The 25,767-nt window shown below is 67.4% G+C and carries 23 protein-coding genes, 1 tRNA gene and 1 pseudogene; 5 read left to right on the top strand and 20 right to left on the bottom strand.

All coding sequences use genetic code 11. The features are described from left to right. Positions 1-2: 2 nt before the first annotated feature. The 4 genes from LMQ14_RS07765 to LMQ14_RS07750 form a co-directional block, all read right to left on the bottom strand. Positions 3-1,079 (bottom strand): phosphotransferase family protein, encoded by a 1,077-nt coding sequence (locus tag LMQ14_RS07765; protein ID WP_267734182.1) that lies wholly within the window; start codon positions 1,077-1,079, stop codon positions 3-5. An 80-nt stretch (positions 1,080-1,159) separates the two neighbouring features. Then, entirely contained in the window at positions 1,160-2,899 is a 1,740-nt protein-coding gene (locus LMQ14_RS07760; protein WP_267734181.1) for an ABC transporter ATP-binding protein, read from the bottom strand. Next, positions 2,896-5,514, bottom strand: coding sequence for an ABC transporter ATP-binding protein/permease (locus LMQ14_RS07755; protein WP_267734180.1), 2,619 nt, complete (start codon positions 5,512-5,514; stop codon positions 2,896-2,898). The genes LMQ14_RS07760 and LMQ14_RS07755 overlap by 4 nt, the downstream gene beginning before the upstream one ends. Before the next feature lie 141 nt (positions 5,515-5,655). Then, positions 5,656-5,737, bottom strand: a tRNA-Leu gene (locus tag LMQ14_RS07750). A 235-nt stretch (positions 5,738-5,972) separates the two neighbouring features. Here LMQ14_RS07750 and LMQ14_RS07745 point away from each other — a divergent pair. After that, the gene (locus LMQ14_RS07745) at positions 5,973-6,605 is read left to right on the top strand and encodes a GNAT family N-acetyltransferase (RefSeq protein WP_267734179.1); all 633 of its coding nucleotides are present in this window, start codon (positions 5,973-5,975) and stop codon (positions 6,603-6,605) included. On the opposite strand, the gene mbtN is transcribed toward LMQ14_RS07745, so the two are convergent. The 5 genes from mbtN to LMQ14_RS07720 all read right to left on the bottom strand — a co-directional run bounded on the left by mbtN (position 6,572) and on the right by LMQ14_RS07720 (position 12,004). Next, the gene (gene mbtN, locus LMQ14_RS07740) at positions 6,572-7,741 is read right to left on the bottom strand and encodes a mycobactin biosynthesis acyl-ACP dehydrogenase MbtN (protein WP_267734178.1); all 1,170 of its coding nucleotides are present in this window, start codon (positions 7,739-7,741) and stop codon (positions 6,572-6,574) included. The genes LMQ14_RS07745 and mbtN overlap by 34 nt on opposite strands. A gap of 1 nt (position 7,742) precedes the next feature. Further along, positions 7,743-9,317 carry a long-chain-fatty acid--ACP ligase MbtM gene (gene mbtM / locus LMQ14_RS07735; protein ID WP_267734177.1) on the bottom strand — a complete coding sequence of 525 codons (1,575 nt, stop codon included), beginning with the start codon at positions 9,315-9,317 and terminating at the stop codon, positions 7,743-7,745. Continuing rightward, positions 9,317-9,565, bottom strand: coding sequence for an acyl carrier protein (locus tag LMQ14_RS07730; RefSeq protein WP_267734176.1), 249 nt, complete (start codon positions 9,563-9,565; stop codon positions 9,317-9,319). The genes mbtM and LMQ14_RS07730 overlap by 1 nt, the downstream gene beginning before the upstream one ends. Positions 9,566-9,632: 67 nt before the next feature. Beyond that, positions 9,633-10,865: a fatty acid desaturase family protein gene (locus LMQ14_RS07725; RefSeq protein ID WP_267734175.1), complete on the bottom strand. Its 1,233-nt coding sequence runs from the start codon at positions 10,863-10,865 to the stop codon at positions 9,633-9,635. Positions 10,866-10,876: 11 nt separating this feature from the next. Continuing rightward, a complete protein-coding gene (locus tag LMQ14_RS07720; RefSeq protein ID WP_267734174.1) occupies positions 10,877-12,004 on the bottom strand; it encodes a ferredoxin reductase in 1,128 nt (375 codons plus the stop codon). 151 nt (positions 12,005-12,155) lie between these two features. Between LMQ14_RS07720 and LMQ14_RS07715 the strand changes: the two genes are divergently transcribed. Further along, on the top strand, positions 12,156-12,548 hold the full coding sequence (locus LMQ14_RS07715; protein ID WP_267734173.1) for a hypothetical protein: 393 nt from the start codon (positions 12,156-12,158) through the stop codon (positions 12,546-12,548). Then, the gene (locus LMQ14_RS07710) at positions 12,545-12,883 is read left to right on the top strand and encodes a DUF3817 domain-containing protein (protein WP_267734172.1); all 339 of its coding nucleotides are present in this window, start codon (positions 12,545-12,547) and stop codon (positions 12,881-12,883) included. Before LMQ14_RS07715 ends, LMQ14_RS07710 begins: the two co-directional genes overlap by 4 nt. 197 nt (positions 12,884-13,080) lie before the next feature. Here LMQ14_RS07710 and LMQ14_RS07705 read toward each other — a convergent pair whose 3' ends face one another. From LMQ14_RS07705 to clpS, 10 genes and pseudogenes are all read right to left on the bottom strand, one after another. Next, on the bottom strand, positions 13,081-13,689 hold the full coding sequence (locus tag LMQ14_RS07705; protein WP_267734171.1) for a non-canonical purine NTP pyrophosphatase: 609 nt from the start codon (positions 13,687-13,689) through the stop codon (positions 13,081-13,083). Beyond that, positions 13,689-14,294, bottom strand: a complete 606-nt coding sequence (locus tag LMQ14_RS07700) for a hypothetical protein (protein ID WP_267734170.1) — start codon at positions 14,292-14,294, stop codon at positions 13,689-13,691. The genes LMQ14_RS07705 and LMQ14_RS07700 overlap by 1 nt, the downstream gene beginning before the upstream one ends. Before the next feature lie 107 nt (positions 14,295-14,401). After that, positions 14,402-15,181: a ribonuclease PH gene (gene rph, locus LMQ14_RS07695; protein ID WP_267734169.1), complete on the bottom strand. Its 780-nt coding sequence runs from the start codon at positions 15,179-15,181 to the stop codon at positions 14,402-14,404. A 46-nt stretch (positions 15,182-15,227) separates the two neighbouring features. Further along, positions 15,228-16,013, bottom strand: a complete 786-nt coding sequence (locus LMQ14_RS07690) for a cyclic nucleotide-degrading phosphodiesterase (protein ID WP_267734168.1) — start codon at positions 16,011-16,013, stop codon at positions 15,228-15,230. A 71-nt stretch (positions 16,014-16,084) separates the two neighbouring features. Then, on the bottom strand, positions 16,085-16,900 hold the full coding sequence (murI, locus tag LMQ14_RS07685; protein ID WP_267734167.1) for a glutamate racemase: 816 nt from the start codon (positions 16,898-16,900) through the stop codon (positions 16,085-16,087). Further along, a complete protein-coding gene (locus tag LMQ14_RS07680; RefSeq protein WP_267734166.1) occupies positions 16,897-17,571 on the bottom strand; it encodes a rhomboid family intramembrane serine protease in 675 nt (224 codons plus the stop codon). The genes murI and LMQ14_RS07680 overlap by 4 nt, the downstream gene beginning before the upstream one ends. Further along, a pseudogene (gene cysM / locus LMQ14_RS07675) lies at positions 17,562-17,666 on the bottom strand (cysteine synthase B); the annotation flags it as partial. The gene LMQ14_RS07680 and the pseudogene cysM, both read right to left, overlap by 10 nt. Continuing rightward, a complete protein-coding gene (locus LMQ14_RS07670; protein WP_267734165.1) occupies positions 17,657-18,700 on the bottom strand; it encodes a P1 family peptidase in 1,044 nt (347 codons plus the stop codon). The pseudogene cysM and the gene LMQ14_RS07670, both read right to left, overlap by 10 nt. Further along, positions 18,697-19,290, bottom strand: coding sequence for a DUF2017 domain-containing protein (locus tag LMQ14_RS07665; RefSeq protein WP_267734164.1), 594 nt, complete (start codon positions 19,288-19,290; stop codon positions 18,697-18,699). Before LMQ14_RS07665 ends, LMQ14_RS07670 begins: the two co-directional genes overlap by 4 nt. 25 nt (positions 19,291-19,315) lie before the next feature. Next, entirely contained in the window at positions 19,316-19,621 is a 306-nt protein-coding gene (gene clpS / locus LMQ14_RS07660) for an ATP-dependent Clp protease adapter ClpS (RefSeq protein ID WP_267734163.1), read from the bottom strand. A 56-nt stretch (positions 19,622-19,677) separates the two neighbouring features. Between clpS and LMQ14_RS07655 the strand changes: the two genes are divergently transcribed. After that, entirely contained in the window at positions 19,678-20,985 is a 1,308-nt protein-coding gene (locus LMQ14_RS07655; protein WP_267734162.1) for a nicotinate phosphoribosyltransferase, read from the top strand. A 27-nt stretch (positions 20,986-21,012) separates the two neighbouring features. After that, positions 21,013-23,031: an ATP-dependent DNA helicase gene (locus tag LMQ14_RS07650; RefSeq protein WP_267734161.1), complete on the top strand. Its 2,019-nt coding sequence runs from the start codon at positions 21,013-21,015 to the stop codon at positions 23,029-23,031. A gap of 9 nt (positions 23,032-23,040) precedes the next feature. Here the strand turns inward: LMQ14_RS07650 and glgP are convergent, their stop codons facing one another. Further along, positions 23,041-25,656, bottom strand: a complete 2,616-nt coding sequence (glgP, locus tag LMQ14_RS07645; RefSeq protein WP_267734160.1) for an alpha-glucan family phosphorylase — start codon at positions 25,654-25,656, stop codon at positions 23,041-23,043. Between the last annotated feature and the right edge of the window lie 111 nt (positions 25,657-25,767).

Below are 25,767 nucleotides of genomic sequence, written 5' to 3'. Positions count from 1 at the left end.
GCTCAGCTGAGCAGTTCCAGCGTCCCCAGATCACGGACCGCCTGGCAGCCGCGACCGAGCATCGCGAGCACCATGTCGTCACCGCGTTCGGTAGAGGTGGCGAAGGCGAACCCGAGGGCGGAGATCAGCAGCGCCTGCGGCATACCGAGTCGGTAATCGCGCCAACATGTTTCGCGGTCGTAGCCGGTAACGCCATAACCCAAGAGCGCCCGATGATATTCGTCGACGAGGTCTTTCTCGATTGCCGCCCGCAACTCCGAATTCAGGCTCGTCGCAGTGAAATACGCGAGATCCCGCGCCGGAAGACCCACGCCGAGCGTCTGCCAGTCGACCACACTCACCCAGGTGTGCGCCGGGTCGAACAGCAGATTGTCGAGCCGGTAGTCACCGTGCAGCAGCGCGAAGCGATCCCGCTCGGTAGACAGCCACGGCGTCACCAAACCCATTGTCGTGGTGAAGGTCTCGCGGTCTTCGGCGCTCATCCGGTCACCCAGCTTTTCCAGGGTGATGTCGGCGCTCATCTTCGCCACGTCGCCGAGGCCCTGGGCCCCAGCTTCATCCGGGCGGGGAAACGCCAGCCCGGGAAGATCCAGCCAGAACGGGTCGCACCAGCTGGGGCCGTGCAAGCCGGCCAGCGCCACCACCGACAGCCGCGCTTCCTGCTCGCCGCAGCCCGCGATCTGGTCTCCCTGCACCGCGGGCGCCTGGTCGGCGAGCAGCAGCGCGTATTCCATGGCGTCGTCGGTGATCTGGCAGTAGAAGCAGCTCGGAGTCGGCACCCGCACGCGGTCGGCCACCGTGGTGTAGAACGCACACTCGCTGCGGTAGCCGATCACGACGCGGTCGCGCACAGTGTCGTCTTGGGCGGGCAGCTTGATCACGAATGTTTCCGGCAGCTCCCCGGGATCCGAGCCGTATTGCGCCGTCACGCGATAGGTCGCCCCGGTCTGGCCCGTGCCGATTGCCACCACGTCGACGTGCGACACCTCGACCGGCGTGTGGCGTTCGCTCAGTGCTGCGGATAACCATGCGGGTGTCACATCGCCGGGGTACCGCGGAATCGACACCACAGCACTCATAAGCAACCACGCCTCCAGGACTCAACCAGCTGACTGACTGATCAACTGTAAGGCATTCGGCAAGAGCCATCCGCCGTGGCCTATTCGGCGACGATGTGCCAGTCCGCTGCCTCGTGCTGCCGCCGCCAGAACTCACTGAATCGGCCACCGGCGGCTAGCAATTCGTCGATCGAGCCGTCCTCGGACACCCGTCCGTTGTCGACGAACAGCACGCGATCGGCGTGGCGAATACTCGCCAACCGATGCGCCACGATCACGCGGGTGCGCGCTTGCGGGTCGGCGGTCAGCGCGTCGACCACCGCAACCTCGTTCTCGGTGTCCAGGGCGCTGGTCGCCTCGTCGACCAGCAGCACGGGAGCGGCCTTCAACAAGGCCCGCGCGATGCTGACCCGTTGCCGCTCGCCGCCGGACAACGCCGAGCCGGCCTCGCCGACGACGGTGTCGGCACCGTCGGGCAACCGGCCGATCAGCTCGTCGACCCGCGCCAGCGCGACGGCCCGGCCGAACTGGTCGTCGCCGGCGGTGGGGTTACCGGCGAAGATGTTGTCCCGGATCGTGCCGTGGAACAGGTACGGGTGCTGGAAGACGACGCTGCTGACCGCGCGGCGCGCCTCGGTGTTCAGCGTGGCGGCGTCGGCGCCATCGACGACGACGCGGCCGCGGGTCGGTTGGTGCAGCCCGGCGATCAGCGCCAGGATCGTGCTCTTTCCGGAACCCGACGGCCCGACGATCGCCGTCGTGGTTCCCGGCTCCAGGGCGAAGCTGACGCCGTCCAGCACCGGGGTGCTGGCACCGTCGTAGCCGAACGCGACGTCATCGAATTCGATGCGCGGGGCGACCACCGCGTCCGACAAGCCGGCGGCCCCGGCCGCCACGGCCGGCGCGGTCAGCACGCCACGGATGCGGTCAAGGGTGGCGCGGGTGCTCTCCAGCGCGGGCGCCAGCTCGCTGACGGTGGTGAACGGCTCGAGGTAGCGGGCGATCACGACGATCAGGGCGACCGCCTCGGCCACGCTGAGTGTGCCGTCCACGGTCAGCGCCGTGGTGGTGCCGGCCAGCACGATCAGGGCCAGCTGACTGGCGACACTGAACAGCAGCTGGCCGGGGATCTGCATGCCGAGCAGCCGCATCGTCGCGCTGTGCTGCTCGGCCAGCGCGGAGCCGACCAGGCTGCGGGCCGGCTCGACCCGCCGCGCGGCGCGCAGCGCCTGCTGGGTCCGCGCGAACTCGATGATCCGTTCGGTCAGCGCGGAATTGGCGTCGCCGGCCGCGGTGTCGGCGCGGCGCGTCAAGCGAAGCGAGGCCCACAGCGCTCCCAGCAACAGAGGCACACCGGCCAGCGCCGCCACGCCGAGCTGCCACGAGATGGGCAACAGCGCCAGGCCGATGACCGCGGGCAGCAGCACCGAAGTCGTCAGCGGCGTCAGCAGGTTGACCACCAGACCGACGAGCTCCGGGCCGGTTGCCGCAATCGCCTGACGGGCCAGCGCGGTGTTCTCGGGGGTGAACCAGTCCAGCCGAACGCCCGGAAGCCGGTCCGCCACATCGTGCTGCGAATGGTCGAGCACCGCGAAGCCCAAATCGAAGCTGGTCCGCGCGGTGATGGTGTCGACGATCCATCCGGTCACGGTCGCGACGGACAGCCAGCCCAGCCACGCCAACGCGCGCTGCGGTGCGTCACTGAACAACGCCCCCACCAACGGGACGAGCAGGACGGCGCCGACCGCGCGCACGACGACCGACACGAACGCGAGCACCGCGTAGGCGGTCACCTTCGCGCGGCGGTCCGCCGGAACCAGGCTTATCCAGGTGCGAATCATCGCCCGCCCTCCTGCGCCGCCCCCGTCACGGCCACCGGATTGCCCTGGCCGGTGTCCCACAATCGGCGATACCGACCGTCGGCGGCGAGCAACTCCTCGTGGGTGCCGCGTTCGGCGATCTGTCCGTGATCGAGCACGACGATCTGGTCGGCCCGGGTGATGGTGTGCAGGCGGTGGGCGATCACCAACACGGTCCGATCGTGGGTCAGCCGGTTAAGTGCTTGCTGCACAAGGTATTCCGACTCCGGGTCGGCGAACGCGGTGGCTTCGTCGAGGATCAGGACTCCGGTGTCGGCAAGGATCGCGCGGGCGATGGTGAGGCGTTGCCGCTCACCGCCCGACAGCGCGGCATTGGCGCCCAGCATGGTGTCGTAACCCTGTGGCAGCCGCAGCACCCGGTCGTGGATTTGCGCCTCGCGGGCCGCGGCCTGGATCTGTTCGAGGGTGGCATCCGGGACGGCCAACGCGATGTTCTCCGCGACAGTGCCGTGCACGAGTTGGGTTTCCTGCAGCACGAAGCCGACCCGCGTGTAGAGCTCGTCGGCGGTCAGCGACCGGATATCTTGTCCCCCAACACGTATCGCGCCGTGCTCGACGTCGTGGAACCGGGCCAGCAGCGCCGCCAGCGTCGACTTCCCGGATCCGGACGGGCCGACGAGCGCGGTCACCGTGCCCGGGCGCAGCTCCAGGGATACGTCCTGGATCACCGGGACCCCGGGGCGGTAGCTGAAGCCGACGCGGTCGAACACCACGGTGGCCGCCGTGTCGCCGCTCGGTGCGCCCGGCCGTTCTGCTACCCCGAGGTCTTGCTCGTCGAGCGCGATTTGGAGACGCCGGGCGGCTAGCAATCCGGTGCGGATGCCGCCGAGTCCGTAGGCGATGCCGAGCAGGCGGACACCGAAGGTGGTGCCCAGCAACAAGAACGGCAGCAGGTTGACCGGATCCATCCGGTGCGTGACGACCAGCAAGGTGCCGATGACCGAGATCAGCCACAGGAAGGTGGACGGGCGGGTGGCCAGATCCATCGCGGTTTTCTTGCCGGCCAGCGGGCGCTGCCAGGCCACCAGGAAGCCGACGTACTCGTCCAACCGGCGCCGGAAGCTCGACGCCGCCGCGCCGCCGAAGACGCGGATGACCGGCTGGCCTTCGAGGTAGGCGCCGGCCTCCCCGGTCATTCTTTCGGCCCAGCGCTGCGATTGAGCGATCTTCGGGCCGGATTGGATCGACAGCGCCGACGCCATCACGAGATAGACCAGCACCGGCCCGAACAAGACCAGGGCCACCCGCCAGTCGACGGTGAACAGATAGACCAGCACCGCCACCGGCGCGACGATCGCATTGACCGCGTCCGGGATCGCGTGGGTGACCAGATAGTGCAGCGACAGCGTGTCGTCGGTCACCAGTTGCTTGATCGAACCCGACCCGCGGGCGGTGAACCAGCCCAGCGGCAGCCGCGACATCTTGCTCAACAGCCGCGAGCGCAGCTCGCTGGCGAACCGCGCGTCGATGACGTGCAGCCACAGGGTGAGGGCCGCACCCAGGACGGTGCCCAAACCCAGCAGCGCCACGGCGGCGATTCCGACGTCCCACAATCGCGACGCGTCGGCACCCGTCACCAGTAGCCGGGCCAACTCGACCAGCAGCACGAACGGTGCGAGTTGCACGAGCGTGATCACGGCCTGCAGCACGCCGGAGACGATCAGCGCCGATCGCAGCGGCGCGAGCAACCGGCCGGCGGCCTGCGCGCGCCAGTTGCCGGCGTTGGCGGCGGCCGCTTCGTCGACGGCGGCCGGCGGTGTCTCGGGAAGGGCCGCAACGCTTTCCGGCGCACTCTCGGCGCTGGGCACGTCGGCGGTCTCCGCCTCGCCGCCGCGGGTGGTGCCCATTTCGCGCCCGGCGCTCCAGTACGCCTGCGCGTGGACCTCGGACTTGGGGAAGCCGAACGTTTCCTTGAGCCGCTTGCGGACGTGCTTCAGGGTGGTGGCCTCGGGCGTCGCCCAGGCATACCAGTTCGACCAGTCGCGGGTCTCGATCGCGTCGGCCAGCGATTTCTCGTCGGTGCGGCGGACCCAGCGCACCCGCAGCCGGGGATGCGAGGTGATCGGGATCGCGGGGTCGTTGTCGTCGTGCTGCTCGAGGTACATCTCGATCGGCACGTCGTCGGGAATCGTGCCGATGATGCCGTTCATGCCGGGGATCGACGCCGAGTCGCCGATCAGCAGATAGCCGGCCGGCTGCTCCTCGGGCGGGTCGAACCGCGACGAACCCATCAGCGACATCACCGCGATCGTGGTGCCGGGTTGGACCGTGCGGGCCCACGTCGACGCCGGGCCGGCGGGTTCGTGCAACACGACGTCGACCGCGAAACGGCCGGCGGGGGCGTCGGCCTCGGAGATCGTGTAGCCCCGCTGGAACTCGGTATTCGATCCGGCGGGGTCCGGGAACCAGAATCGCAACCACGCGGCGGGCTCGGCCTCCACGTCTTCGAACAGGGTCGACGACTCCATCCGCACCCGCACGAAATGCGGTGCTATCTGCACGGTTTCGAGCACGGTTGCGGTGTGATCGCGCGCGCCGAAACCGCGCAATATCGCGCCCTGGAACCCGCGTGCCATCGGCGGTCCTCTCCCGCAGCGGGGAGTTCCGCCACGACCATTTACCCTGAAACTAAGGGTTGCCTTACCATAGCTGACGCTCGGTGGCCGGGTCGAGGCGCGGTGGTCCGGTGCACGGGATTCACGGCTGAAACGCCGGAGTGCGCAAGGGGGGACTCGAACCCCCACGTCCTAAGACACTGGAACCTAAATCCAGCGCGTCTACCAATTCCGCCACTCGCGCCTGGGCCCTGCGATATTACCGCCCCGACGGCCAAGCAAACGTCACTGTCGCTGCCCACGACGGGTGCTCAGGGATTCGAGTGTGCATCCACGGCGGCCTTGACCGGCGCGTCCCCGCCCTCACCGCACACTCAACGCCAAGGACGCACACTCGACGCGGCTGGTAGGCGCGGCCTCCTGCGGTTTGGCATGCCTAACCTAACCGCGAAACCACGCTCGGGTAAGGTCAGCAAACGATGAACGGAGCCTCAAGCACCCAGACCGACGACGCGTCGACCCAGGTACTGAAGCGCGAACGCAAGGACTTGTCCGACGATGTGCAGCGCGTCGGCCCGCTTCCGGTCCCCTCGCTGGAGCCGCCATACGACCTGCGTGCCGCGGTAAGCGACGACGCAGAGATGGTGTCGGAGTGGATGAATCGCCCCCATCTCGCCGAGACCTGGGAGTACGCCTGGCCGGAGTCGCGGTGGCGCCAGCACCTCGACGCGCAGCTCGCGGGGACCTATTCGCTGCCGCTGATCGCAGCCCTGCGCGACGAAGCGTGCGCCTACCTTGAGATCTATTGGGCGGCAAAGGACATGATCTCTCGCCACTATGAGGCCCATCCTTATGACATCGGGTTACACGCGGCCATCGCGGACCTGAGGCTGGTGAATCGGGGATTCGGCCCGCGACTGCTACCGCGGATCGTGGCCAGCGTGTTCGCGCTGCAACCACGCTGCGAGCGGATCATGTTCGACCCCGATCACCGCAACACCACCGTGCGCCGCCTGTGCGAGTACGTCGGATGCCGGTCGCTCGGCGAGCACGACGCGCCGAACCGGCGCATGGTGCTCTACGCGTTGGAGCGTCCGACCCAGTCCTCGTAGCCGTCGTGGTCGGCTTTCATGCCGGCCGCGACCAACTCCCAGAGGACTTCGTCGGTGCCGCCGCCGACCCGGGCCAGCTTCATGTCTCGCCACACCCTGCCAAGGGGTGTCTCGTCGACGAGATAGCCGGCCCCACCGAAGATGTGCATGCACTCGCCGATGACTTCTTCGCCCAGCCGTGCCGCGGTGACCTTGATACCCGCGGCCGCCCGCAGATCCAGCCGCCCCTGAGCGGCGATGCCATGCAGCGCGAAGCGCAGCTGGTCGACACGCGCTTGCAGGTCCGCCATTCGTAGCCGCAACGCCTGATGTTCGAACAGCGTGTGGCCGAATTGGCGTCGAGTCATCATGCGGGCCAAGGTAATTCCGATCACCCGCTGGCACGAAGCCGCGATCTGGCCCGCGATCGACATGCGCTCGTGCGCCAAACCCCAACTGATGGCCGCCAGTCCGGTGCCGGCCCGCGCGACCATCGCGTCGGCCGGAACCCAGGTATCGATGTGCACCGCCGCGGTGTCCAGCGGCCCGGCACCCACCTTGTTGTAGGGCTGTTGCACGTTGACATGCGTGGTCGGCACCGCCACCACCACGACGTTGCCATGCCGGCTGGACGAGTCGTGGTCGACGCTGCGCGCCACGACCATGATGTGGTCCGCGATCGGAGACAGCGACACGAACTTCTTGATGCCCCGGACCGCGAAACCGCCGTCGTGCGAACGAACCTCGGTTTCGACGATCTGCAGATCCGATCCGCCGGATTCTTCCGAGGCGCCGATGCAGAGCACCGCCTCACCCCGAATCGCCTTCTCGCAGATGTCCTTCAGATAATCCGACTTGCCGAAGCGGCGCAGCAGCGCGATGGCCGAGTCATGCAGGCTGACGCCCACTCCGATACCGGCCGAAGCCAGGTGGCCCAGGGCGAGGGCGAGCTCGACGAGCTTGTTGACATCGGGCTGAGTTTGGTCAGTCCACTTGGCGGCGAAGACGCCGCTTGATCCCAGATGCTCGATCAGCTTGCGCGGAAAACGCTGCTGCGCCTCGGCTTCGGACGTCCACTCGGTGACGCGGTCGTCAAACGCCTCGGACAGCAGCGCGCGATAGTCGGTATCGAAAACGATCTGGCTTGTCGCGGTCATGTCAGTCCACCAGCTCGAGTGTTCGCCGCACTTCCAGCCGGCGTAGTTTGCCCGACGAGGTGCGCGGCAGGGATCCCGGCGACATCAACACCACGTCGGCCGGCACGATTCCGCACACCGACGCGATGCGCTGAATCACTTCGGTGCGGGCCTGGCGCTGGTCATCGCCCTTGAACTCGGCCGCGACGACCAGGCCCGGACGCGCGGATCGTGCGCCGGTGCCCAGGGCAACCACGCAACCTTCCCGCACCCCGTCGACTTGGGCGGCGATCAGCTCGATCTCCGTCGGGAAGATGTTGCGTCCCGCAATCGAGATGATTTCCTTGGCTCGGCCACACACGACGAGCCCCCCGTCGCCGAAGAAGCCCAAATCGCCGGTGGGGAACCAATCGTCGCGATCGATGGCCGGGTGACCGAGGTAGCCATCCATCATCGAGGTACCGCGAATCTCGATCTCGCCGATCTCGCGGTCGGTGTTGCCAGCACGGCGATCGCCGGACACGACGCGTATCTCCATGCCGGGGACCGCCTCGCCCAGGACAGCGTATTTGTGCGAACCGGTGTCATCGGAAACGGTGGCGAAGTCCAACCCCGTACCCGCCGCAGGTAGGGACACCGCGCAGGTGGACTCGGCGAGGCCGTACGACGGCGCCAGCGCACCCGCGTCAAAGCCGAACGGCGCCATGGCTTCTGCGAATCGCGCAAACCCTTCGCAGTCCACCGGCTCCCCACCGTTGATCGCCACCCGCATTGCACCCAGATCGACGTCGGACACCAGCGCCGCGTACTTGCCGAGGACGTTGTAGGCAAGGTTGGGTGCGGCGGTGAGCGTCGCGCGGCTTTCCGAGAGCCATTTCAGCCAATTGAACGGTGACGCGGAGAACGCCGTTGGCGAAGCCAACCACAGCGGCAACCCGGCCAGCATCGAGGAGAGCAAGCAGGTGAGTCCCATATCGTGAAAGAGCGGCAGCCACGAGCACACCACATCGCGGGACACGTCGAAGCTGAACCGTTCGGCGACCCCGCGGATGTTGCCGAGCACGGCTCCCGGCGAGATCATCGCGGTCTTGGGCGATCCGGTCGACCCCGCCGTTCCTTGCAGAATCGCGAGGCCAGTGGTTCCGGCGTGGGGTATGCCCGAGCCCGAGCGGGTGGTGCGGGCCGCCGATGCCAGGTCTTCGACCGCGATGTCGGCACGCGCCACCGCTTGCAGACTTTCCAGGTGCGAGCCGTGGCTCAGGACGGCACCGACACCGATCTCGGCAAACCGGGCCAGGGTCGACTCCGCCCAATGCCGCAACTCGGCGCCACGCACCGGCCCCGGCAGGATCGAGATGGCTGCGCCTGTTAGCCAGACGCCCTGGGTCGCGGCGACGAACTCGACGGTCGGTTCGCCGACGAGACCGACCGCGGCGGGGCGGTCATGGTCAAGCAGCCAGGCCGCAACTCCTTCGGCTAACCCGTGCACTTCCGGCCACGGGCGCCGTTGCCACGCCGAGGTCTCCTTGTCGAAGACGGCCAACTCGGAGGTCGCGGTCTGCAATGACCGCGTAATCGCTGCCGCGAGTTCACTCATCAGGGTGTTTTCGCCGCGATCGCCGCATCCAGATCGCCGACGGTGTCGCAGGTCAAAAGCTCTTCCTCGGACAGCGCGACGCCGAGCCGCTCCTCGATGGCGACCATGCCGACAGCAAAGGCCACCGAGTCCAAGCCGACATCGTCGATCAGTCTCGCTTCGGGCGTGACCCTGGTCATGTCGACGTTGAGGTCGTCACGCAGAATGCTTTGCAGCGCAGTGGTCACCGGGGGAGAAGAGGAGGCCATGGCGAGGGACCATAACACGGTTAGCTAAGGATAGGCTAGCCTTCTTTACTGGTGAGAGTTAAGCCACTCACGCCGCCCTCGAAGAGACCCGCAATTCACGCAGCGCGGTGCGCAAGCCCCGACGTTTACCGGTCGCCGGGTCGACGAAGCTCTCCCGCAGCCCCTCGCGGACGCGAAACTTCAACTCGGAGTTGGTCTCCGGGGCGTCGTCCGGCGTCCCTTTGAGCAGCTTGTCCGGCAGGGCGAGCTTGAGGATTGTCCAGAAGGACTGCATGTATTGCCGGCCAAGGGATCCCGTGGTGTAGGGCAGGTCGTACTTCTCGCACAACTCGCGCACCCGGACGCTGATCTCGGAGTAGCGATTGCTGGGCAGGTCCGGAAACAGGTGGTGCTCGATCTGGTAGCACAGGTTTCCGCTCATGAATGCCAGCAACGGCCCGGCGTTGAAGTTTGCCGATCCCAGCATCTGGCGCAGATACCACTCCCCCTGCGACTCGTCGTCGAATTCCTCTTTGGTGAACTTCTCGGCGCCGTCGGGAAAATGGCCGCAGAAGATCACCGCATAGGACCAGTAATTGCGGATCAGGTTGGCGACCATGTTGGCCCGCAGGGTGTGCTTGAAGTTGCGTCCGGCCAATGCCGGAAAAACGACATAGTCCTTGCCGACCTGCTTGCCGATCTTTTTGGCGATGATCCGCGCGTCTTTGCGCACCTCCGCCCAGGATTTGTCATGTCGACGGACCGCCGAAAGCTCTAATCCGTGTGCCGCAACGCCCCATTCGAAAAGAGTGCCCAGCAGCAGGTTGTAGATCGGGTTGCCGATCATCCACCGCGCCCAGGGCTCATCACGGGTGACCCGCATGATGCCGTAACCGACGTCGTCATCCATGCCGACGATGTTGGTGTACTTGTGATGGATGAAGTTGTGCGACTTCTTCCAATGCACACTCGGCGAGGTGGTATCCCATTCCCATTCGGTGGAGTGGATCTCCGGGTCGTTCATCCAATCCCATTGACCGTGAGTGATGTTGTGACCGAGTTCCATGTTCTCGATGATCTTGCCGGTGCCGAGCATCGCGGTCCCAGCGCCCCACGCGTACTTATTGTGGCTGGCCATCAACACGATTCGAGCCCCGACCACCAGCGCACGTTGCAACTGGACCGAGCGGCGAATGTAGCGCGCGTCGCGCTCGCCGCGGGACTCCTCGATGTCGGTGCGGATCGCGTCGAGTTCGCGCCCTAGCGATTCGACGTCCTCGTCGCTGAGGTGTGCGTATTGCTTTACGTCGGTAATTGCCATCAAATTTCTCCTTAAATCTTGAGCGTGCAGTTGCCGGATGCCGTGGAGATGCAGGTTTGGATGCGGTCGCCTTCCCCGTGTTCGGTCCCGGACCTGAAGTCGCGCACGTGCCCGGACTCCAGCGAAAGCACGCAGGTCTGGCAGATCCCCATCCGGCATCCGAACGGCATCTGAATGCCCACCTTTTCCCCGGCTTCCAAAAGCGAAGTGGCACCATCGATTTCGATGGTCTTGTCGGAGATCGCGAAGGTGACAGTGCCCCCTTCGCCGCCTTTGTCGGTAGCGGCGATAGTAAAGCGCTCCATATGCAGCAGATCGCCGACGTCCGCGCCCTTCCAAAATTCTTCCGCGGTATCCAGCAAGGCAGTCGGTCCGCACACCCACGCTGATCGCTCTCGCCAATCGGCCGCGATGTCGGTGAGCTCGTCGAATCTGATATGGCCGTCCGTTTCGGTGAGCTGCAGGTGAAGTCGATACCCGTCCTGCGATTCCTGGAGACCTCGTAACTCGTCGTGGAAGATCACGTCGTCCGCGCTCGGGGCGGAGTGGATGTGCACGATATCGGCGTTCTGTTTACGAGCGTTCAGAGTCCGCAACATGGCCATCACCGGCGTGATGCCGCTGCCCGCGGTGACGAACAGAATTTTGGCCGGCGGCGGGTCGGGCAGCGCGAACTCCCCCTTCGGCGAGGCCAGGCGCACGATGGTTCCCGGCTCCACGCCATTCACCAGGTGTGTCGACAAGAAGCCCTCGGGAGTGGCCTTCACGGTGATCTTGATGTTCTTGTTGTCGCGGCGTGGAATCGACGTCAATGAGTACGACCGCCAGTGCCACCGGCCGTCAATCTGCAATCCGATACCGACGTACTGTCCCGGTCGGTATCTGCCGGAAAAGCCCCAGCCCGGCTTGATCGTCACGGTTGCCGAATCCGCGGTCTCGGGATGCACATCCACGATGAGGCCGCGCAGTTCGCGCGCCGACCACAGCGGGTTGAGCATTTTGAGGTAGTCGTCGGGCAGCAACGGCGTGGTCGCGCGGGCCGCCAGCCCCCGTGGCACGTTGACCCAGGACTTGGCGGTCTCGACGCCTTTCGCGGGCGCCTTGCTCCAACGAGTGAGGCTGCGCAGGGTAGGACCCATTATTTGTTCCTCGTGGAGTATCGAAGTTCCGTGACTCAGCTGAGAACACGGTTCTCACTCGGCTTCCCCACAACGTCACTCACTAAACAGTTGTTCGCTGAAATGGATGGCGGGCGACGCCGCTTCAACCGCCGCGCGGTACCGTCGAGGGGTGTCCGACCAGGCCCGTCCGAGGCGCCATCACCGGCCCGCATTGATCATTTTGGTGATCGTCGCGGCGTGCGGCTGCCTGGCCCTGGGCTGGTGGCAGTGGACACGGTTTCAGTCGCCGTCGGGCTCGTTCCAGAACCTCGGTTACGCGCTGCAGTGGCCGCTGTTCGCGTGGTTCTGCGTCTACGCGTATCGCAACTTCGTCCGCTACGAGGAGGCGCCGCCGGAGCCGCGCAACCACGGCGCGGTCACCGAGATCCCGGCCGGGCTGCTTCCCGAGCGGCCCGCGCCCGCGCAGCAACAACCCGACGATCCCGCCCTGCGGGAGTACAACGCTTACCTGGCCCAGCTCGCAGCCAAAGATGCCGAAAAGCAGAACAGGACCACCGCATGACCGCACCCGAGACACCCGGAGCCGTCTCCGCCGATCGCATCCGCCCCGCCTTGCTTGGGTACCGGATCATGGCGTGGACGACGGGTCTGTGGCTGATCGCCCTGTGCTACGAGATCGTCTCGCACCTCGCCTTCCACCACGAGATCCGGTGGATCGAAGTGGTGCACGGCTGGGTGTATTTCGCCTACGTGCTGACCGCTTTCAATCTGGCGATCAAGGTTCGGTGGCCGATCGGCAAGACGATCGGCGTGCTGCTGGCCGGCACGATCCCGCTGCTGGGCATCGTCGTCGAGCACTTCCAGACCAAGGACATCAAGGCCCGCTTCGGGCTATGAGTCGCATCAGCCACACGTGCCCCTTGCCCGGGGGCACGACACTTTTTGCCCGCCTCTGAGCGACAACTTCGGTGGAGTCGGACCGAGTGCGGTTCGAGTCGCGTTGGGGTGAGCGTGCAGCCCTCGAGTTGTCGCTCAGAGGCGGGCAAATCGCCTATTCCCTCTTCCGCTTATCCGCGACGGCGCCGCTCACCTCCTCAGGCCAGGGCGCGCAAGGCGGGCAGCAGCAGCGCGAGCGAGCGGCCACGATGCGAGGCCGCGTCCTTCTCCTGCGGGCTGAGTTGCGCCGCGGTGCGCTCGTCACCGACGGGAACGAAAACCGGGTCGTAGCCGAACCCGCCGTCGCCGCGTGGCGCGCGGGCGATCGTGCCCGGCCACTCGCCGCGGACGACGACTTCGCCGCGCTCCGATACCAGCGCGCAGGCCGACACGAACGCCGCCGAGCGCCGTTCGTCGGGCACATCGCGAAGCTGGGCGAGCAACAGCGCGGTGTTGCCGGCGTCGTCGCCGTGGGTGCCCGCCCAGCGCGCCGACAGCACGCCGGGCATGCCGCGCAGCGCCGCGACCTCCAGGCCTGAATCGTCGGCCACGGTCGCTAACCCCGTGGCGGCGAACGCATCCCGCGCCTTGGCCAGCGCATTGTCCTCGAACGTCGCACCGGTTTCGGGCGCCTCGTCGAAGGGCGCGACATCGTCGAGCGACACCAGCGTCAGCCCCGACAGCCCGGCGCCGTCCAGCACCCGGCGCAGTTCGGCCAGCTTCTTGGGGTTGCGGCTGGCGACCAGCAGTTCAGTCAAGCGCGCCACTACACCGCCGAGGTGCGCCAGCCCCGTGCGGCCGAGGTCCGCGCCGGGATCTCCATCCCGCCGAACTGCGCAGCGTAGGCATTGAACGCCTCGACGGCGCCCCGTTCCTGCTGAGCCGCTTGCGCGACGATACCGGTGACCTCGGTCTGCTTGCGGTTGCACATGTTCGCGGTGGCACAAGACAGCGCGTCGAGCGTGTTTGCAAAGGCTTTCGCCGCGTTCTGCAGATGCGCCAACACCTGCTGGTCATAGCAGCCATACAACCGCGGGACATCGACCATGCGTCCGTACGCTCGTATCTCGGTGCCGAGAGTGCCGGCGGCTTGGCCAACACCGTGAACATCACCGGACTCGACCGCCGAGTCGTAGGTTTTCAGTCTCTCTTTGAGCGGAGTCGCGAGACCGTCCGCGTACTGCTGCCGATAGAAGTCGGGCGACGCGGCATTCTGGGGCGGTCGCCCCGAGCACGTTTCGGTGCCGGGAAGCGTGGTGACCACCCCGCCCGGAGACGAGGATGACCCCGTGCGGGTGTCCGAGGAGCCACAGCCGGTCAGAACCAACGCGATACCCAGCATGGCCAACCCGCCCAGCGTGCGCCAATTCAAGGCGTGAGTCTGCAAACTCGCTCCGCTCAACGGACCCCTTCCCTGCCTGGCGTAGGTTACCAACGACTTTGGATCGAAGGGGGACAAACGGGCGACGGGCAGCGGGGTCAGCTGCCGAACGCCTTCGGCTGATTCGGCCCCTCGGGCAGCACGCCCGGGTAGGGCAACTCCAGCGCCTCGCGCTGAGCGGCAAACAGGGTGTCGCACGTGCTGAGCGCCAAGTCGAGCAGCTTGTCCAGCGTCGAGCGCGGGAAGGTCGCACCCTCACCGGTGCCCTGGATCTCGACCAGGGTTCCGGTGTCGGTCGCGACGACGTTCATGTCGACCTCGGCGCGCGAGTCCTCCTCGTAGGGCAGGTCGACGCGGATCCTGCCGTCGACCACGCCGACGCTGACGGCCGCGATCGCACACGACAACGGCCGCGGATCCGACAGCCTGCCCGCCGCCGACAGGTAGGTGACCGCATCGGCCAGCGCCACATAGGCACCCGTGATCGCTGCGGTGCGAGTGCCGCCGTCGGCCTGCAGCACATCGCAGTCGACGGCGATTGTGTTCTCCCCCAACGCCGCCAGGTCGATGCACGCGCGCAGCGAGCGTCCGATGAGCCGGCTGATTTCCTGGGTGCGCCCGGATAGCCGCCCCTTCACCGATTCCCGGTCGGACCGGGTGTGGGTGGCCGACGGCAGCATCGCGTACTCCGCGGTCAGCCAGCCCAGGCCAGACCCCTTGCGCCAGCGCGGCACTCCCTCGGTGACACTCGCGGTGCACAGGACTTTGGTTCCACCGAATCCGATCAGCACCGAACCCGCGGGGTTTTCGGTGAAGCCCCGGGTGATGACCACCGGGCGAAGCTCGTCGTCATTGCGACCGTCTTCTCGTTTTGACACGACGCCACCCTAGCCCGCCGGTCCGTCACGCAAGGGATCGGTTGAATCAGACCCGTTCGGAGTGCCGAACGTCGAACGTCTCGTTGCACACCACGGCGTGCACGGGACCGTCGAACTCGGCCTTGGCCTCGCTGATCACGTCCTCGCGCGAGGTCCACGGCGGGATGTGGGTCAGCAGCAGCTCGCGCACGCCGGCCTGCGCCGCAACCCGGCCGGCTTCGGTGCCCGACAAGTGCAGGGCGGGCGGATGATCTGGGTCGTGCGTCCAGGACGCTTCACAGAGGAACACGTCGGCGTCGCGAGCCAGCTCGACGAGCTGATCGCAGACCCCGGTGTCGCCGCTGTAGACGAACGACGCTCCGCTGGGATCGGTGATGCGCAGGCCGTAGGACTCGGTGGGGTGTGCCACCACCCGGGGCGTCACGGTGAGTGCACCGATTTCGACCGCTTCGGAGTCGACCCAGTGACGGACGTCGAATATGTCCGAGCAGTCGTCGATTTCACCGCCGTAGGGCGACGACGCGGCCCCCAGCCGCGACCAGGTGTCGCTGGGGCCGTACAGCATCGCCTTGCCGAGCGGACGCGACGACGGGTGGTAGCGACGCCACACGAACAGTCCCGGCATGTCCAGACAATGGTCGGCATGCAGATGGGACAAGAGGACGTGCACGGAACCGGGGTCGGCGTAGCGCTGCAGGGCGCCTAGCACACCCCCGCCAAAGTCCAGTACCAGCGGCGGAGTGTCCGGAGCCCGAAGCAAATATCCCGACGCTGGCGAGTCCGGACCGACCACGCTGCCCGAGCAGCCGAGCACGGTTATTCGCACAGGCACTACTGTGCCATGCCCGGAAGCACCATGAGAAAAACATCGCATGATTGATGTGATGAGAATCTCTCTGCGGCCTAGCCGATGGGCGAGTGATGCACCGGCCGGACACCGCTGACGGCGGGCCCCAGGAATCGCGCCGCCAATTTCGTGAAGGCATCCGGGTCGCCGGTAGCTTCGAAGACGCGGGTGGCCGGCGCCGCGTCATGAGGGCGCAGCAAATCCTGTTCGGTGAGCACCCGGAGCACTTCCTTCGCGGTTTCCTCGGCACTTGAAACGAGCGTCACATTTTCGCCCATCGCCAGCTGAATCAACCCGGACAGCAGTGGATAGTGCGTGCAGCCCAGCACCAGCGTGTCGACCTGAGCGCGTTGCAGCGGCTCCAGATACCCCTCGGCCAGTCCCAGCACCTGACGCCCGCTCGTCACGCCACGCTCGACGAAGTCGACGAAGCGCGGGCAGGCCACCGCGGTGATCTCGGTGTCGCGGGCAGCGGCGAATGCGTCCTGGTAGGCGTGCGAGGTGATGGTCGCTTGGGTGCCGATGACGCCGATGCGGCCGGTGCGGGTCGTTGCGACGGCGCGGCGCACCGCCGGCAGGATCACCTCGACGACGGGCACGTCGTAGCGCTCACGGGCATCGCGCAGGCATGCCGCCGAGGCGGTGTTGCAGGCGAGCACCAACGCCTTCACGCCGCGGCCGACCAGATCGTCACCGATGGCCAGCGCGTGGGCACGAACCTCGGGAATGGTGAGCGGACCGTAGGGACCGTTGCCGGTGTCGCCGACGTAGACGATGTCCTCGTCCGGCAGTTGGTCGATGATCGCGCGGGCTACCGTCAGTCCCCCGACGCCGGAGTCGAAGACTCCGACGGGCGCTAGTGGTGAGCTCATGTCGTCAGCCGCGGCGCGCTGCCGGCTTTTCGCTTCGCCCGGGCCTTGCGTTCGGGGGCCGACAACAGATACGCGGCGACGACGCCGGCGATGGCACCACACAGGTGGCCCTGCCATGACACCCCGCCGCATTGACCGAGCACCGGCATCGCGCCGAGCAGGACGCCGCCGTAGATGAACAGCACCACCAGACCGATGACGATGTCGACGAAGCGCCGCACGAATATCCCGAAGACCAGCAGAAAAGCCAGCCAGCCGAAGATCAGGCCGGAAGCCCCGATGTGATCCGTCGGCCCGCAGTTACTGCCCCAGTTGCCGATCAGCCAGGTGCCGAAGCCGCCGAGGATCCACACGATCGCGGTGGCCCACACGAACCGGGACAAGCCGGCCAGGGTCATCAGAAATCCGAGCACCAGCAGTGGCACGGTATTGGCCATCAGATGCTGCCAGTTGGCGTGCAACACGGGTGCGAAGACGATCCCCCACAGGCCGTCGGTTTCCAGTGGCCTGATGCCGTTGGCGTCCAGGGAATGCCGCGACAGTTGGTCGAACAGCTCGATCAGGTAGAGCAGCGCCACGAAGGTGAGGATCGTGGCCCCGCCCACCATCCACTCGGGCCGCTTTTTCGGTTGCGTAGCGGGTGTGCGCTGTTGACTCGGGCTCATGCCCATAACTGCCCTTCTAGAGCGTCCTCGGCATCATCCAGGCTACCGGCATAGGCGCCGGTCGACAGGTACGTCCACCCGGCCTCGGCACTCAACCGCGCTCTCGCCCGAATGCGCCGGGCAACGTGTCGCGGTAAGTCGGTATTCCGGCGACCGACTCGGCCGCCAGCACACCGACCAGCACCGCACGGGCCAGGCAATCGGCCGCGGCGGCACCCACCTCGGTGACCAGCCGCGTCTCGGGAGACATCGCGGCGGGCGCATCGGCGGGCGGCGGCACCTCGACCGCCCCGGTCGCCAGCGCGAACACCGTGTCGCCGTCCAGCGGAGTGTGGGCCGGGCGGACGGTGCGGGCCAGGCCGTCCTGGGCGGCGATCGCAATGCGCCGGCATGCTGGTGAGCTCAGCGCGGCGTCGGTCGCGACCACCGCGATCGTCGTGTTCAGCGCTTCCAGCGGAGAGGGCAGCTGCGCGAGCACCTCGATCTGGTCGGCCGGCGGCGGCGTCAGCGCGAACTCCTTGATCAGGTCCGCCATCCACGGCAGGCCGGTGGTCCGGTCCACGACCTCGCCCGCGGAGTTCACCGCGACGATCGCGCCGACGGTGACGCCGGAGGGCAGCGTCGTCGACGCCGTTCCGATGCCGCCCTTGAGTACGCCGGCCCGCGCGCCCACCCCGGCGCCGACCGTGCCGACGGCGGTCGTCGCGCCGGCGGCCGCGCAGGCGGCTTCGCAGGCTAGAAAGCCGAACTCCGCCGTCGGCCGGCAAGCCCAGCCGCCGACCGGCAGGTCGAAGATCACCGCGCCCGGCACGATGGGCACCACGCCGCCCTCCATCGCCACGCCGCGCTCGTGTTCCTCCAGCCAGCGCATGATGCCGTCGGCGGCAGCCAGGCCGTAGGCACTGCCGCCGGCCAGCAGCACCGCGTCGACGAACCGCACCGTGTTGGCCGGGTCCAGCAGATCGGTCTCCCGGGTGCCGGGTGCACCGCCGCGGCAATCGACCGCGCCGACGGTCCCCGGCGGTGTCAGCACGACGGTGACGCCGCTGGCCCACCCGGCGCCGAGCGAGGCGTCCGGGTCGAGGCGCTGGTAGTGGCCGACGCGGATGCCGCTGACATCGGTGAGCGAGTTCATCCGGCCTGCTTGCCCATCAGCACCAGGACCAAGAACTCCTGCAGCACGGTCAGCCACTGGTAGACGTCGAAGTGGGTGGCCATCGGATGGTCGGTGGGCAGCCGTTCCGGCCCTTCCGGCCCGATCTCGAGCATGACTCCCAGCGCCAGCCGAATGTCGTTGACGGCCGAGATCCAGGCGTTGGCCTGGTCCTCGCTCAGCTCGAAACGTCCGCCGCCGTCCGGAATCGTCTGCAACAGCTGTTGTGCCGCAACACGTTTGGTGTCGATGATCTCCGGCTCGTGCAGACTGCGCAGCGCGGCGTTGAGACCTTCGGGCGTTTCCGTCCCGGCGCTCGACGCGTCCTCGTCCTCCGGCCGGTAGAAGTCGGGCAGCAGCCGGCGCAGCGTCGGATCGCCGGGCGGCTCCGAATTTCCGGTCTTGATGCCGGTGATCTCCTCGAGTTCGTCTGACGGCGAGGAGGATTCGCGTTCGTCGAGCAAGTCGATCAGCGCGCCGACCAGATTCTTGAGCAGTTCCGCCTCGTGCGACGCCAAGGAAGACCGAAAACGGGGACCAGCTGCGGTCTCAACCCGCTTCCATTTGCGCACAGGAGATTCCGGATACCCTTGGATCTCAGCGATCCTGCTGCAGCGTCGCCCACAAACCGGCGGCGTGCAGCTTGGATACGTCGACTTCCATTGACTCACGGCTACCCGCCGACACCACTGCTTTGCCTTCGTTGTGCACCTGCAACATCAGTTTGGTGGCGTGCGGCTCGCTATAGCCGAACAACTTCTGGAACACATACGTCACGTAGGTCATCAAATTGACGGGGTCGTCCCACACGACGGTGACCCATGGACTGGCCGTGACGTCGACTGGAGCGGACTCGCGTTGCCCGGTGGTGCCGGGCTTGGTAGGCGCTGACGCAACAACCATGGCCTCCAGGATACCGAGAGACCAGCCGCGCGCCGCCAGCCGTTACCGTTGGGAGAATGAACGAGCCGGGCTTAGCTGGGCTGTTAACCGACAAGTACGAGTTGACCATGCTGGCAGCGGCCCTGCGCGACGGCACGGCCGAGCGCCGGACCGCGTTCGAACTGTTCGCCCGCCGCCTGCCCGAGGGGCGGCGCTACGGCGTGGTCGCGGGCACCGGCCGTTTGCTGGAGGCCTTGCCACAGTTCGGGTTCGACGACGACGCATGCCGGCTACTGGCGGAATTCCTCGACGCCGACACCTTGCGTTACCTCCGCGATTTCCGGTTCACCGGCGATATCGACGGCTACGCCGAAGGCGAGCTGTATTTCCCCGGCTCACCGGTGCTGTCGGTGCGCGGCAGCTTCGCCGAATGCGTGGTGCTCGAAACGCTGGCGCTGTCGATCTTCAACCACGACACGGCGATCGCCTCCGCGGCGGCACGCATGGTCGGTGCCGCCGCCGGCCGCCCGCTGATCGAGATGGGCTCGCGGCGAACCCACGAACGCGCGGCCGTCGCCGCGGCCCGCGCGGCCTATATCGCCGGGTTCGCCGCCTCCTCCAACCTGGAAGCGCAGCGTCGCTACGGCGTACCGACCGAAGGCACCGCCGCGCACGCGTTCACGATGCTGCACACCGGCGCGGGCGGACCCGACGAGCTGGCGGCGTTTCGCGCCCAGGTCGACGCGTTGGGCGTGGGCACCACGCTGCTGGTGGACACCTACGACGTGACGACCGGAGTGGCCAATGCCGTGGCCGCCGCCGGGCCGACGCTCGGGGCGGTGCGGATCGACTCCGGCGAGCTCGGGGTGCTGGCCCGCCAGACGCGCGAGCAACTCGACCAGCTGGGCGCCACCGGCACCCGCATCGTGGTCTCCGGCGATCTCGACGAATTCTCCATCGCCGCGCTGCGGGCCGAACCGGTGGACAGTTACGGCGCCGGCACGTCGGTGGTCACCGGCTCGGGTGCCCCGACCGCGGGGATGGTCTACAAGCTGGTCGAAGTCGACGGCATACCGGTGCAGAAACGCAGCAGCCACAAGCAATCCCAGGGCGGCCACAAAGAAGCGCTGCGACTGTCCCGCCCGACCGGCACGATCACCGAAGAGGTCGTGCATCCGGCGGGCCGGCCACCCTCGACCACCCAACCGTTCCGGGTGCTGACGACCCCCCTCGTCCGCGGGGGCGAGGTGGTGGCCGGCACCGACCACGCGGCCCTGACCGCCGCCCGGGACCTGGTCGCGTCCGGGCTGCACAGCCTGCCCTGGGAGGGCCTGAAATTGGCGCACGGCGACCCGGCGATTCCGACGCTGCACATCCCGGTCTGATCACCTGATTCGGATAACTTGGACGACGTGTCGGAGTCTGTTTCCGGGTCCGTGCCCGAGCTGCTCGGCATCGCCGTGACCGCGCTCGGCGGCAGCGAACGCAGCGGTCAGCTGGAGATGGCCACCGCGGTCGCGCGCGCATTCGATACCGGGGAGCACCTCGCCGTGCAGGCGGGCACCGGGACCGGCAAGTCGCTGGCGTACCTCATTCCCGCGATCGTGCATGCGATCGCTGACGAGACACCGGTCGTGGTGTCGACGGCGACGATCGCCCTGCAGCGCCAGCTGGTCGATCGCGACCTGCCCCGCCTGGCCGACTCGCTTGCCGACGCGCTGCCGCATCCCCCGCAGTTCGCGCTTCTCAAGGGAAGACGAAACTATCTGTGCCTGAACAAAATTCACAACGGGTCCACCGACGAGCCGGACGACGAAGAGGGACGACCACAAGAGGAGCTGTTCAATCCGATGGCGGCCAGCGCCCTGGGCCGCGACGTGCAACGGCTCACCGCCTGGGCCTCGACGACGGATTCGGGTGACCGCGACGACCTCAAACCCGGTGTGCCAGAACGATCCTGGTCACAGGTCAGTGTCTCCGCGCGCGAATGCCTCGGGGTGGCCCGCTGCCCGTTCGGCACGGAGTGCTTTTCGGAACGCGCGCGCGGCCGCGCCGGTGTGGCAGACGTCGTCGTCACCAACCACGCCTTGCTGGCGATCGACGCTGTCTCGGAATCGACAGTGCTGCCTGAACATTCGCTGTTGGTGGTCGACGAAGCGCACGAGTTGGTCGACCGGGTGACCTCGGTGGCCACCGCGGAGTTGACGTCGGCCGCCCTGGGGGTCGCCGCGCGGCGGATCACCCGGCTGGTGCACCCGGAACTGGTCCAGCGGCTGGAGACGACGACCGCGACCTTCGCGGCGGCGATCCACGACGCGACGCCGGGTCGCATCGATCACCTCGACGACGAGCTGGCGACATACCTGAGGGCACTGCGCGACGTAGCCGGCGCGGCGCGCGCCGACATCGACACCACCAGCGACGCCAAGGCGGCCGCGGCGCGCGCCGAAGCCGTTGCGGCACTGAGCGAGATCTCCGATACCGCGTCGCGGATCCTGACGTCGTTCGGGCCGGCGATCCCCGATCGCACCGAGGTGGTGTGGCTGGACCACGAGGACAACCGCGGTTCGCCGCGACCCGTGCTGCGGGTGGCGCCGCTGACGGTGGCCGCCTTGTTGCGCAACCACGTGTTTTCGCGGTCGACGACGGTGCTGACCTCGGCCACGTTGACGGTCGGCGGATCCTTTGACGCGATGGCCTCGGCGTGGGGCCTCAAAGGACCCGACGAGACCACGGATGGCCCGCCCTGGCGTGGCCTCGACGTCGGATCGCCATTCGAGCATGCCAAGGCCGGAATCCTTTACGTGGCAGCACATCTGCCCCCGCCGGGCCGCGACGGTACCGGCTCGGCCGAGCAGCTGAGCGAGATCGCCGAACTGATCACCGCCGCAGGCGGGCGCACCCTGGGCCTGTTCTCGTCGATGCGCGCCGCCCGGGCCGCCGCCGACGCCATGCGCGAACGGCTGTCCACGCCGGTGTTGTGCCAGGGCGACGACAGCACCTCGGCGTTGGTCGAGCAGTTCAGTGCCGACCCCGAGACCTCGCTGTTCGGCACGCTGTCGCTGTGGCAGGGCGTCGACGTACCGGGGCCGTCGCTGTCGCTGGTGCTGATCGACCGCATCCCGTTCCCGCGGCCGGACGATCCGCTGCTGGGTGCCCGGCAGCGCGCGGTGGCCGCCCGCGGCGGCAACGGCTTCATGGCCGTCGCGGCCAATCATGCGGCGCTGTTGCTGGCGCAGGGCTCGGGACGGCTGCTGCGCCGCGACACCGACCGCGGCGTGGTGGCGGTGCTCGACTCGCGCATGGCCACCGCCGGCTACGGCGGCTACCTGCGCGCGTCGCTGCCGCCGTTTTGGCAGACCACCAACGCCGAGCAGGTCCGCGGCGCCCTGCAGCGGCTGCGCGGCGCGCCGGACGGCCTACCAGCCTGAGGCAGGCTTTTAGCCGGCGAGAGCGACCAGGCCAAGCTCGTTGCCGGCCGCGAGCATCGGGTGCTGCGGCAGCACCCGGACCGTGTATCCGACCGCGCCTGCCACCGGCAGCGAGGTCGTCGTCGAGAAGACCTGGTTGCCGCCTTCGGCCGTTCCCGTGTACGACATTTCGACGGTGACCGGGTCCAGCAGCGCATCGCCCGAATCGACGCGGCCCACCACCGCCTCCACGGTGACCTCGTCGGGCACCAGACCGGCCAGCTGCACGGTCGCGGTCAGGGTGAGCTTGGAGCCGAGCACCGGAGTATCGGGCAGACCGGTGGAGTCGACGTCGGTGATCGCGACCTTGGGCCAGGCCTGTTCGGCGCGCCGCCGGTAGTCGGCCAGCTCACGCGCGGCGCCGAATGCGCCCGCACCCGTGTCGGCAATCGTCTTGCGCAGCGACTGCGCCGCCGGCGTGTAGTACTGCTGGACGTAGTCACGCACCATCCGCGAAGCCAGCACCTTGGGCCCGAGCGTTTGCAGGGTGTGCCGGACCATTTCGATCCAGCGCGGTGGCACCCCGTGTTCATTGCGCTCGTAGAACTTCGGCGCCACCGCTTGCTCGAGCAGGCCGTAGAGAGCGCTGGACTCCAGCTCGTCGCGGCGCTCGTCGTCGCTCACCCCGTCGGCCGACGGTATCTCCCAACCGTTTTCGCCGTCGTACCATTCGTCCCACCAGCCGTCGCGGATGGACAGGTTCAAACCGCCGTTGAGCGCGCTCTTCATTCCCGAAGTGCCGCAAGCCTCCAGCGGCCGCAGCGGGTTGTTGAGCCAGACGTCGCAGCCCCAATACAACAGCCGGGCCATGGACATGTCGTAGTCGGGCAAGAACGCGATGCGGTGGCGCACCTCGGGCCGGTCGGCGAACCGCACGACTTGCTGGATCAGGGCTTTGCCCCCGTCGTCGGCCGGGTGTGACTTCCCCGCAACGATCAGCTGGATCGGTCGTTCCTTGTTCAGCAGCAGTCGTTCCAGGCGGTCGGGGTCGCTCAGCATCAGCGTCAACCGCTTGTACGTCGGCACCCGGCGAGCAAAGCCCACGGTGAGCACGTCGGGATCGAAAGCCGTTGCAATCCAGCTTAATTCAGCGTCCGATGCACCGCGTTCCAGCCACGAGCGGCGCAGCCGCCGCCGGACGTCGTCGACCAGCAGCGAGCGCAATTGGGAGCGGATCCACCACAGGTGACCGGGATCGACTTCCCGCAGCCGTAGCCACACGCCCGGATCGCTGAACGCCGCGTCTTCCGGCCCGGCCAGCTCGCGGCCCAGCTGCAGCCACTGCGGTGCCGCCCAGGTACGGGCGTGCACCCCGTTGGTGATCGACCCGATCGGCACCTCGGCGCGGTCGAATCCCGGCCAGAGCTCGTTGAACATGCCCCGGCTCACCTGACCGTGCAGCAGCGAAACCCCGTTGGCGCGTTGCGCAAGGCGCAGCCCCATGTGCGCCATATTGAATTTGGTCTCATCGTCTTCGGCGCCGAGCGCAATCACCCGATCGATCGGCACGCCCGGCAACAACGCGGGCACCTGATCGTCGGAATCCTCGTCCAGGTAGTCGTCGAAGTAGAGGCGCACCATGTCGACCGGGAAACGGTCGATACCGGCGGGCACCGGCGTGTGGGTGGTGAACACGGTGGCCGAGCGCACCACCGTCAGGGCGGTGTCGAAGTCCAGCCCCGAATCAGTTATCAGCTCGCGAATGCGCTCCACACCGAGGAACCCGGCGTGCCCCTCGTTCATGTGGAACACCTCGGGCGCGGGCAGGCCTTCGATGGCGGTGAACGCCCGAATCGCCCGTACGCCGCCGATGCCGGCCAGGATCTCCTGGCGCATCCGGTGCTCCTGGTCGCCGCCGTACAGCCGGTCGGTGACGCTGCGCAGATCGTGCTCGTTCTCGGGGACGTCGGAATCCAGCAGCAACAGCGGAACCCGGCCCACCTGCGCCACCCAGATCCGCGCGAACAGGCGTGCGGAGTCGGGCAGCGTCAATTCCACCAGCGCGGGATTCCGGGCGGCATCGGTGAGCAACCGCAGCGGAAGACCTTGCGGGTCCAGCGACGGATAGGTCTCGTTTTGCCAGCCTTCGGCGGTCAGCGACTGCCGGAAGTACCCGGAGCGGTAGTACAGGCCGACCGCGATCAGCGGCACGCCCAGATCGGACGCGGACTTGAGGTGATCGCCGGCCAGGATGCCCAGGCCACCCGAGTAGTTGGGCAGTACCTCGGCGACGCCGAATTCCATCGAGAAGTACGCGATACCGGTGGGCATCGCAGTACCGGCTTCCTGCTGTTGCTGGTACCACAGCGGGCGGCGCAAGTAGTCGTTTAAGTCGGCGGACAGCTCGTCGAGCCAGCGCAGGAAGCCCTCGTCGACCGCTAATTCATCGAGGCGCGCGGGGTTGACCGCGCCCAGCAGGGCCACGGGATCGCTGCCGCAATTCGCCCACAGCAACGGATCAATGCTCGCGAATAGGTCTTGCGTCGCCTTGTCCCAGGACCATCGCAGATTGATGGACAGCTGTTCGAGTGCGGCGAGCCGCTCGGGCAGGTGGGCGCGGACGGTAAAGCGACGGAGAGCTTTCACACATGACCACCTTACTGAGGATTGCCACGCTCGCAGGGTCAGTGTTCGACGGTTCACCACCGGGTGTGTGGCCAGACACTAGGGTGGGTACGGGTAGTAAATGGGGCCGCA

Origin of the sequence: Mycobacterium sp. Aquia_213, assembly GCF_026625985.1 — a bacterium.
Classification (GTDB): domain Bacteria; phylum Actinomycetota; class Actinomycetes; order Mycobacteriales; family Mycobacteriaceae; genus Mycobacterium.
Note: the sequence above shows the minus strand (reverse complement) of the source record. Positions and strands in the feature narration are given on the sequence as shown.

Excerpts from the sequence above, each read along its gene's own strand:
- LMQ14_RS07765 (WP_267734182.1), bottom strand. The coding sequence starts at position 1,079 with ATGAGTGCTGTGGTGTCGATTCCGCGGTACCCCGGCGATGTGACACCC.
- LMQ14_RS07760 (WP_267734181.1), bottom strand. The coding sequence starts at position 2,899 with ATGATTCGCACCTGGATAAGCCTGGTTCCGGCGGACCGCCGCGCGAAG.
- LMQ14_RS07755 (WP_267734180.1), bottom strand. The coding sequence starts at position 5,514 with ATGGCACGCGGGTTCCAGGGCGCGATATTGCGCGGTTTCGGCGCGCGC.
- LMQ14_RS07745 (WP_267734179.1), top strand. The coding sequence starts at position 5,973 with ATGAACGGAGCCTCAAGCACCCAGACCGACGACGCGTCGACCCAGGTA.
- mbtN (WP_267734178.1), bottom strand. The coding sequence starts at position 7,741 with ATGACCGCGACAAGCCAGATCGTTTTCGATACCGACTATCGCGCGCTG.
- mbtM (WP_267734177.1), bottom strand. The coding sequence starts at position 9,317 with ATGAGTGAACTCGCGGCAGCGATTACGCGGTCATTGCAGACCGCGACC.
- LMQ14_RS07730 (WP_267734176.1), bottom strand. The coding sequence starts at position 9,565 with ATGGCCTCCTCTTCTCCCCCGGTGACCACTGCGCTGCAAAGCATTCTG.
- LMQ14_RS07725 (WP_267734175.1), bottom strand. The coding sequence starts at position 10,865 with ATGGCAATTACCGACGTAAAGCAATACGCACACCTCAGCGACGAGGAC.
- LMQ14_RS07720 (WP_267734174.1), bottom strand. The coding sequence starts at position 12,004 with ATGGGTCCTACCCTGCGCAGCCTCACTCGTTGGAGCAAGGCGCCCGCG.
- LMQ14_RS07710 (WP_267734172.1), top strand. The coding sequence starts at position 12,545 with ATGACCGCACCCGAGACACCCGGAGCCGTCTCCGCCGATCGCATCCGC.
- murI (WP_267734167.1), bottom strand. The coding sequence starts at position 16,900 with ATGAGCTCACCACTAGCGCCCGTCGGAGTCTTCGACTCCGGCGTCGGG.
- LMQ14_RS07680 (WP_267734166.1), bottom strand. The coding sequence starts at position 17,571 with ATGGGCATGAGCCCGAGTCAACAGCGCACACCCGCTACGCAACCGAAA.
- LMQ14_RS07670 (WP_267734165.1), bottom strand. The coding sequence starts at position 18,700 with ATGAACTCGCTCACCGATGTCAGCGGCATCCGCGTCGGCCACTACCAG.
- clpS (WP_267734163.1), bottom strand. The coding sequence starts at position 19,621 with ATGGTTGTTGCGTCAGCGCCTACCAAGCCCGGCACCACCGGGCAACGC.
- LMQ14_RS07655 (WP_267734162.1), top strand. The coding sequence starts at position 19,678 with ATGAACGAGCCGGGCTTAGCTGGGCTGTTAACCGACAAGTACGAGTTG.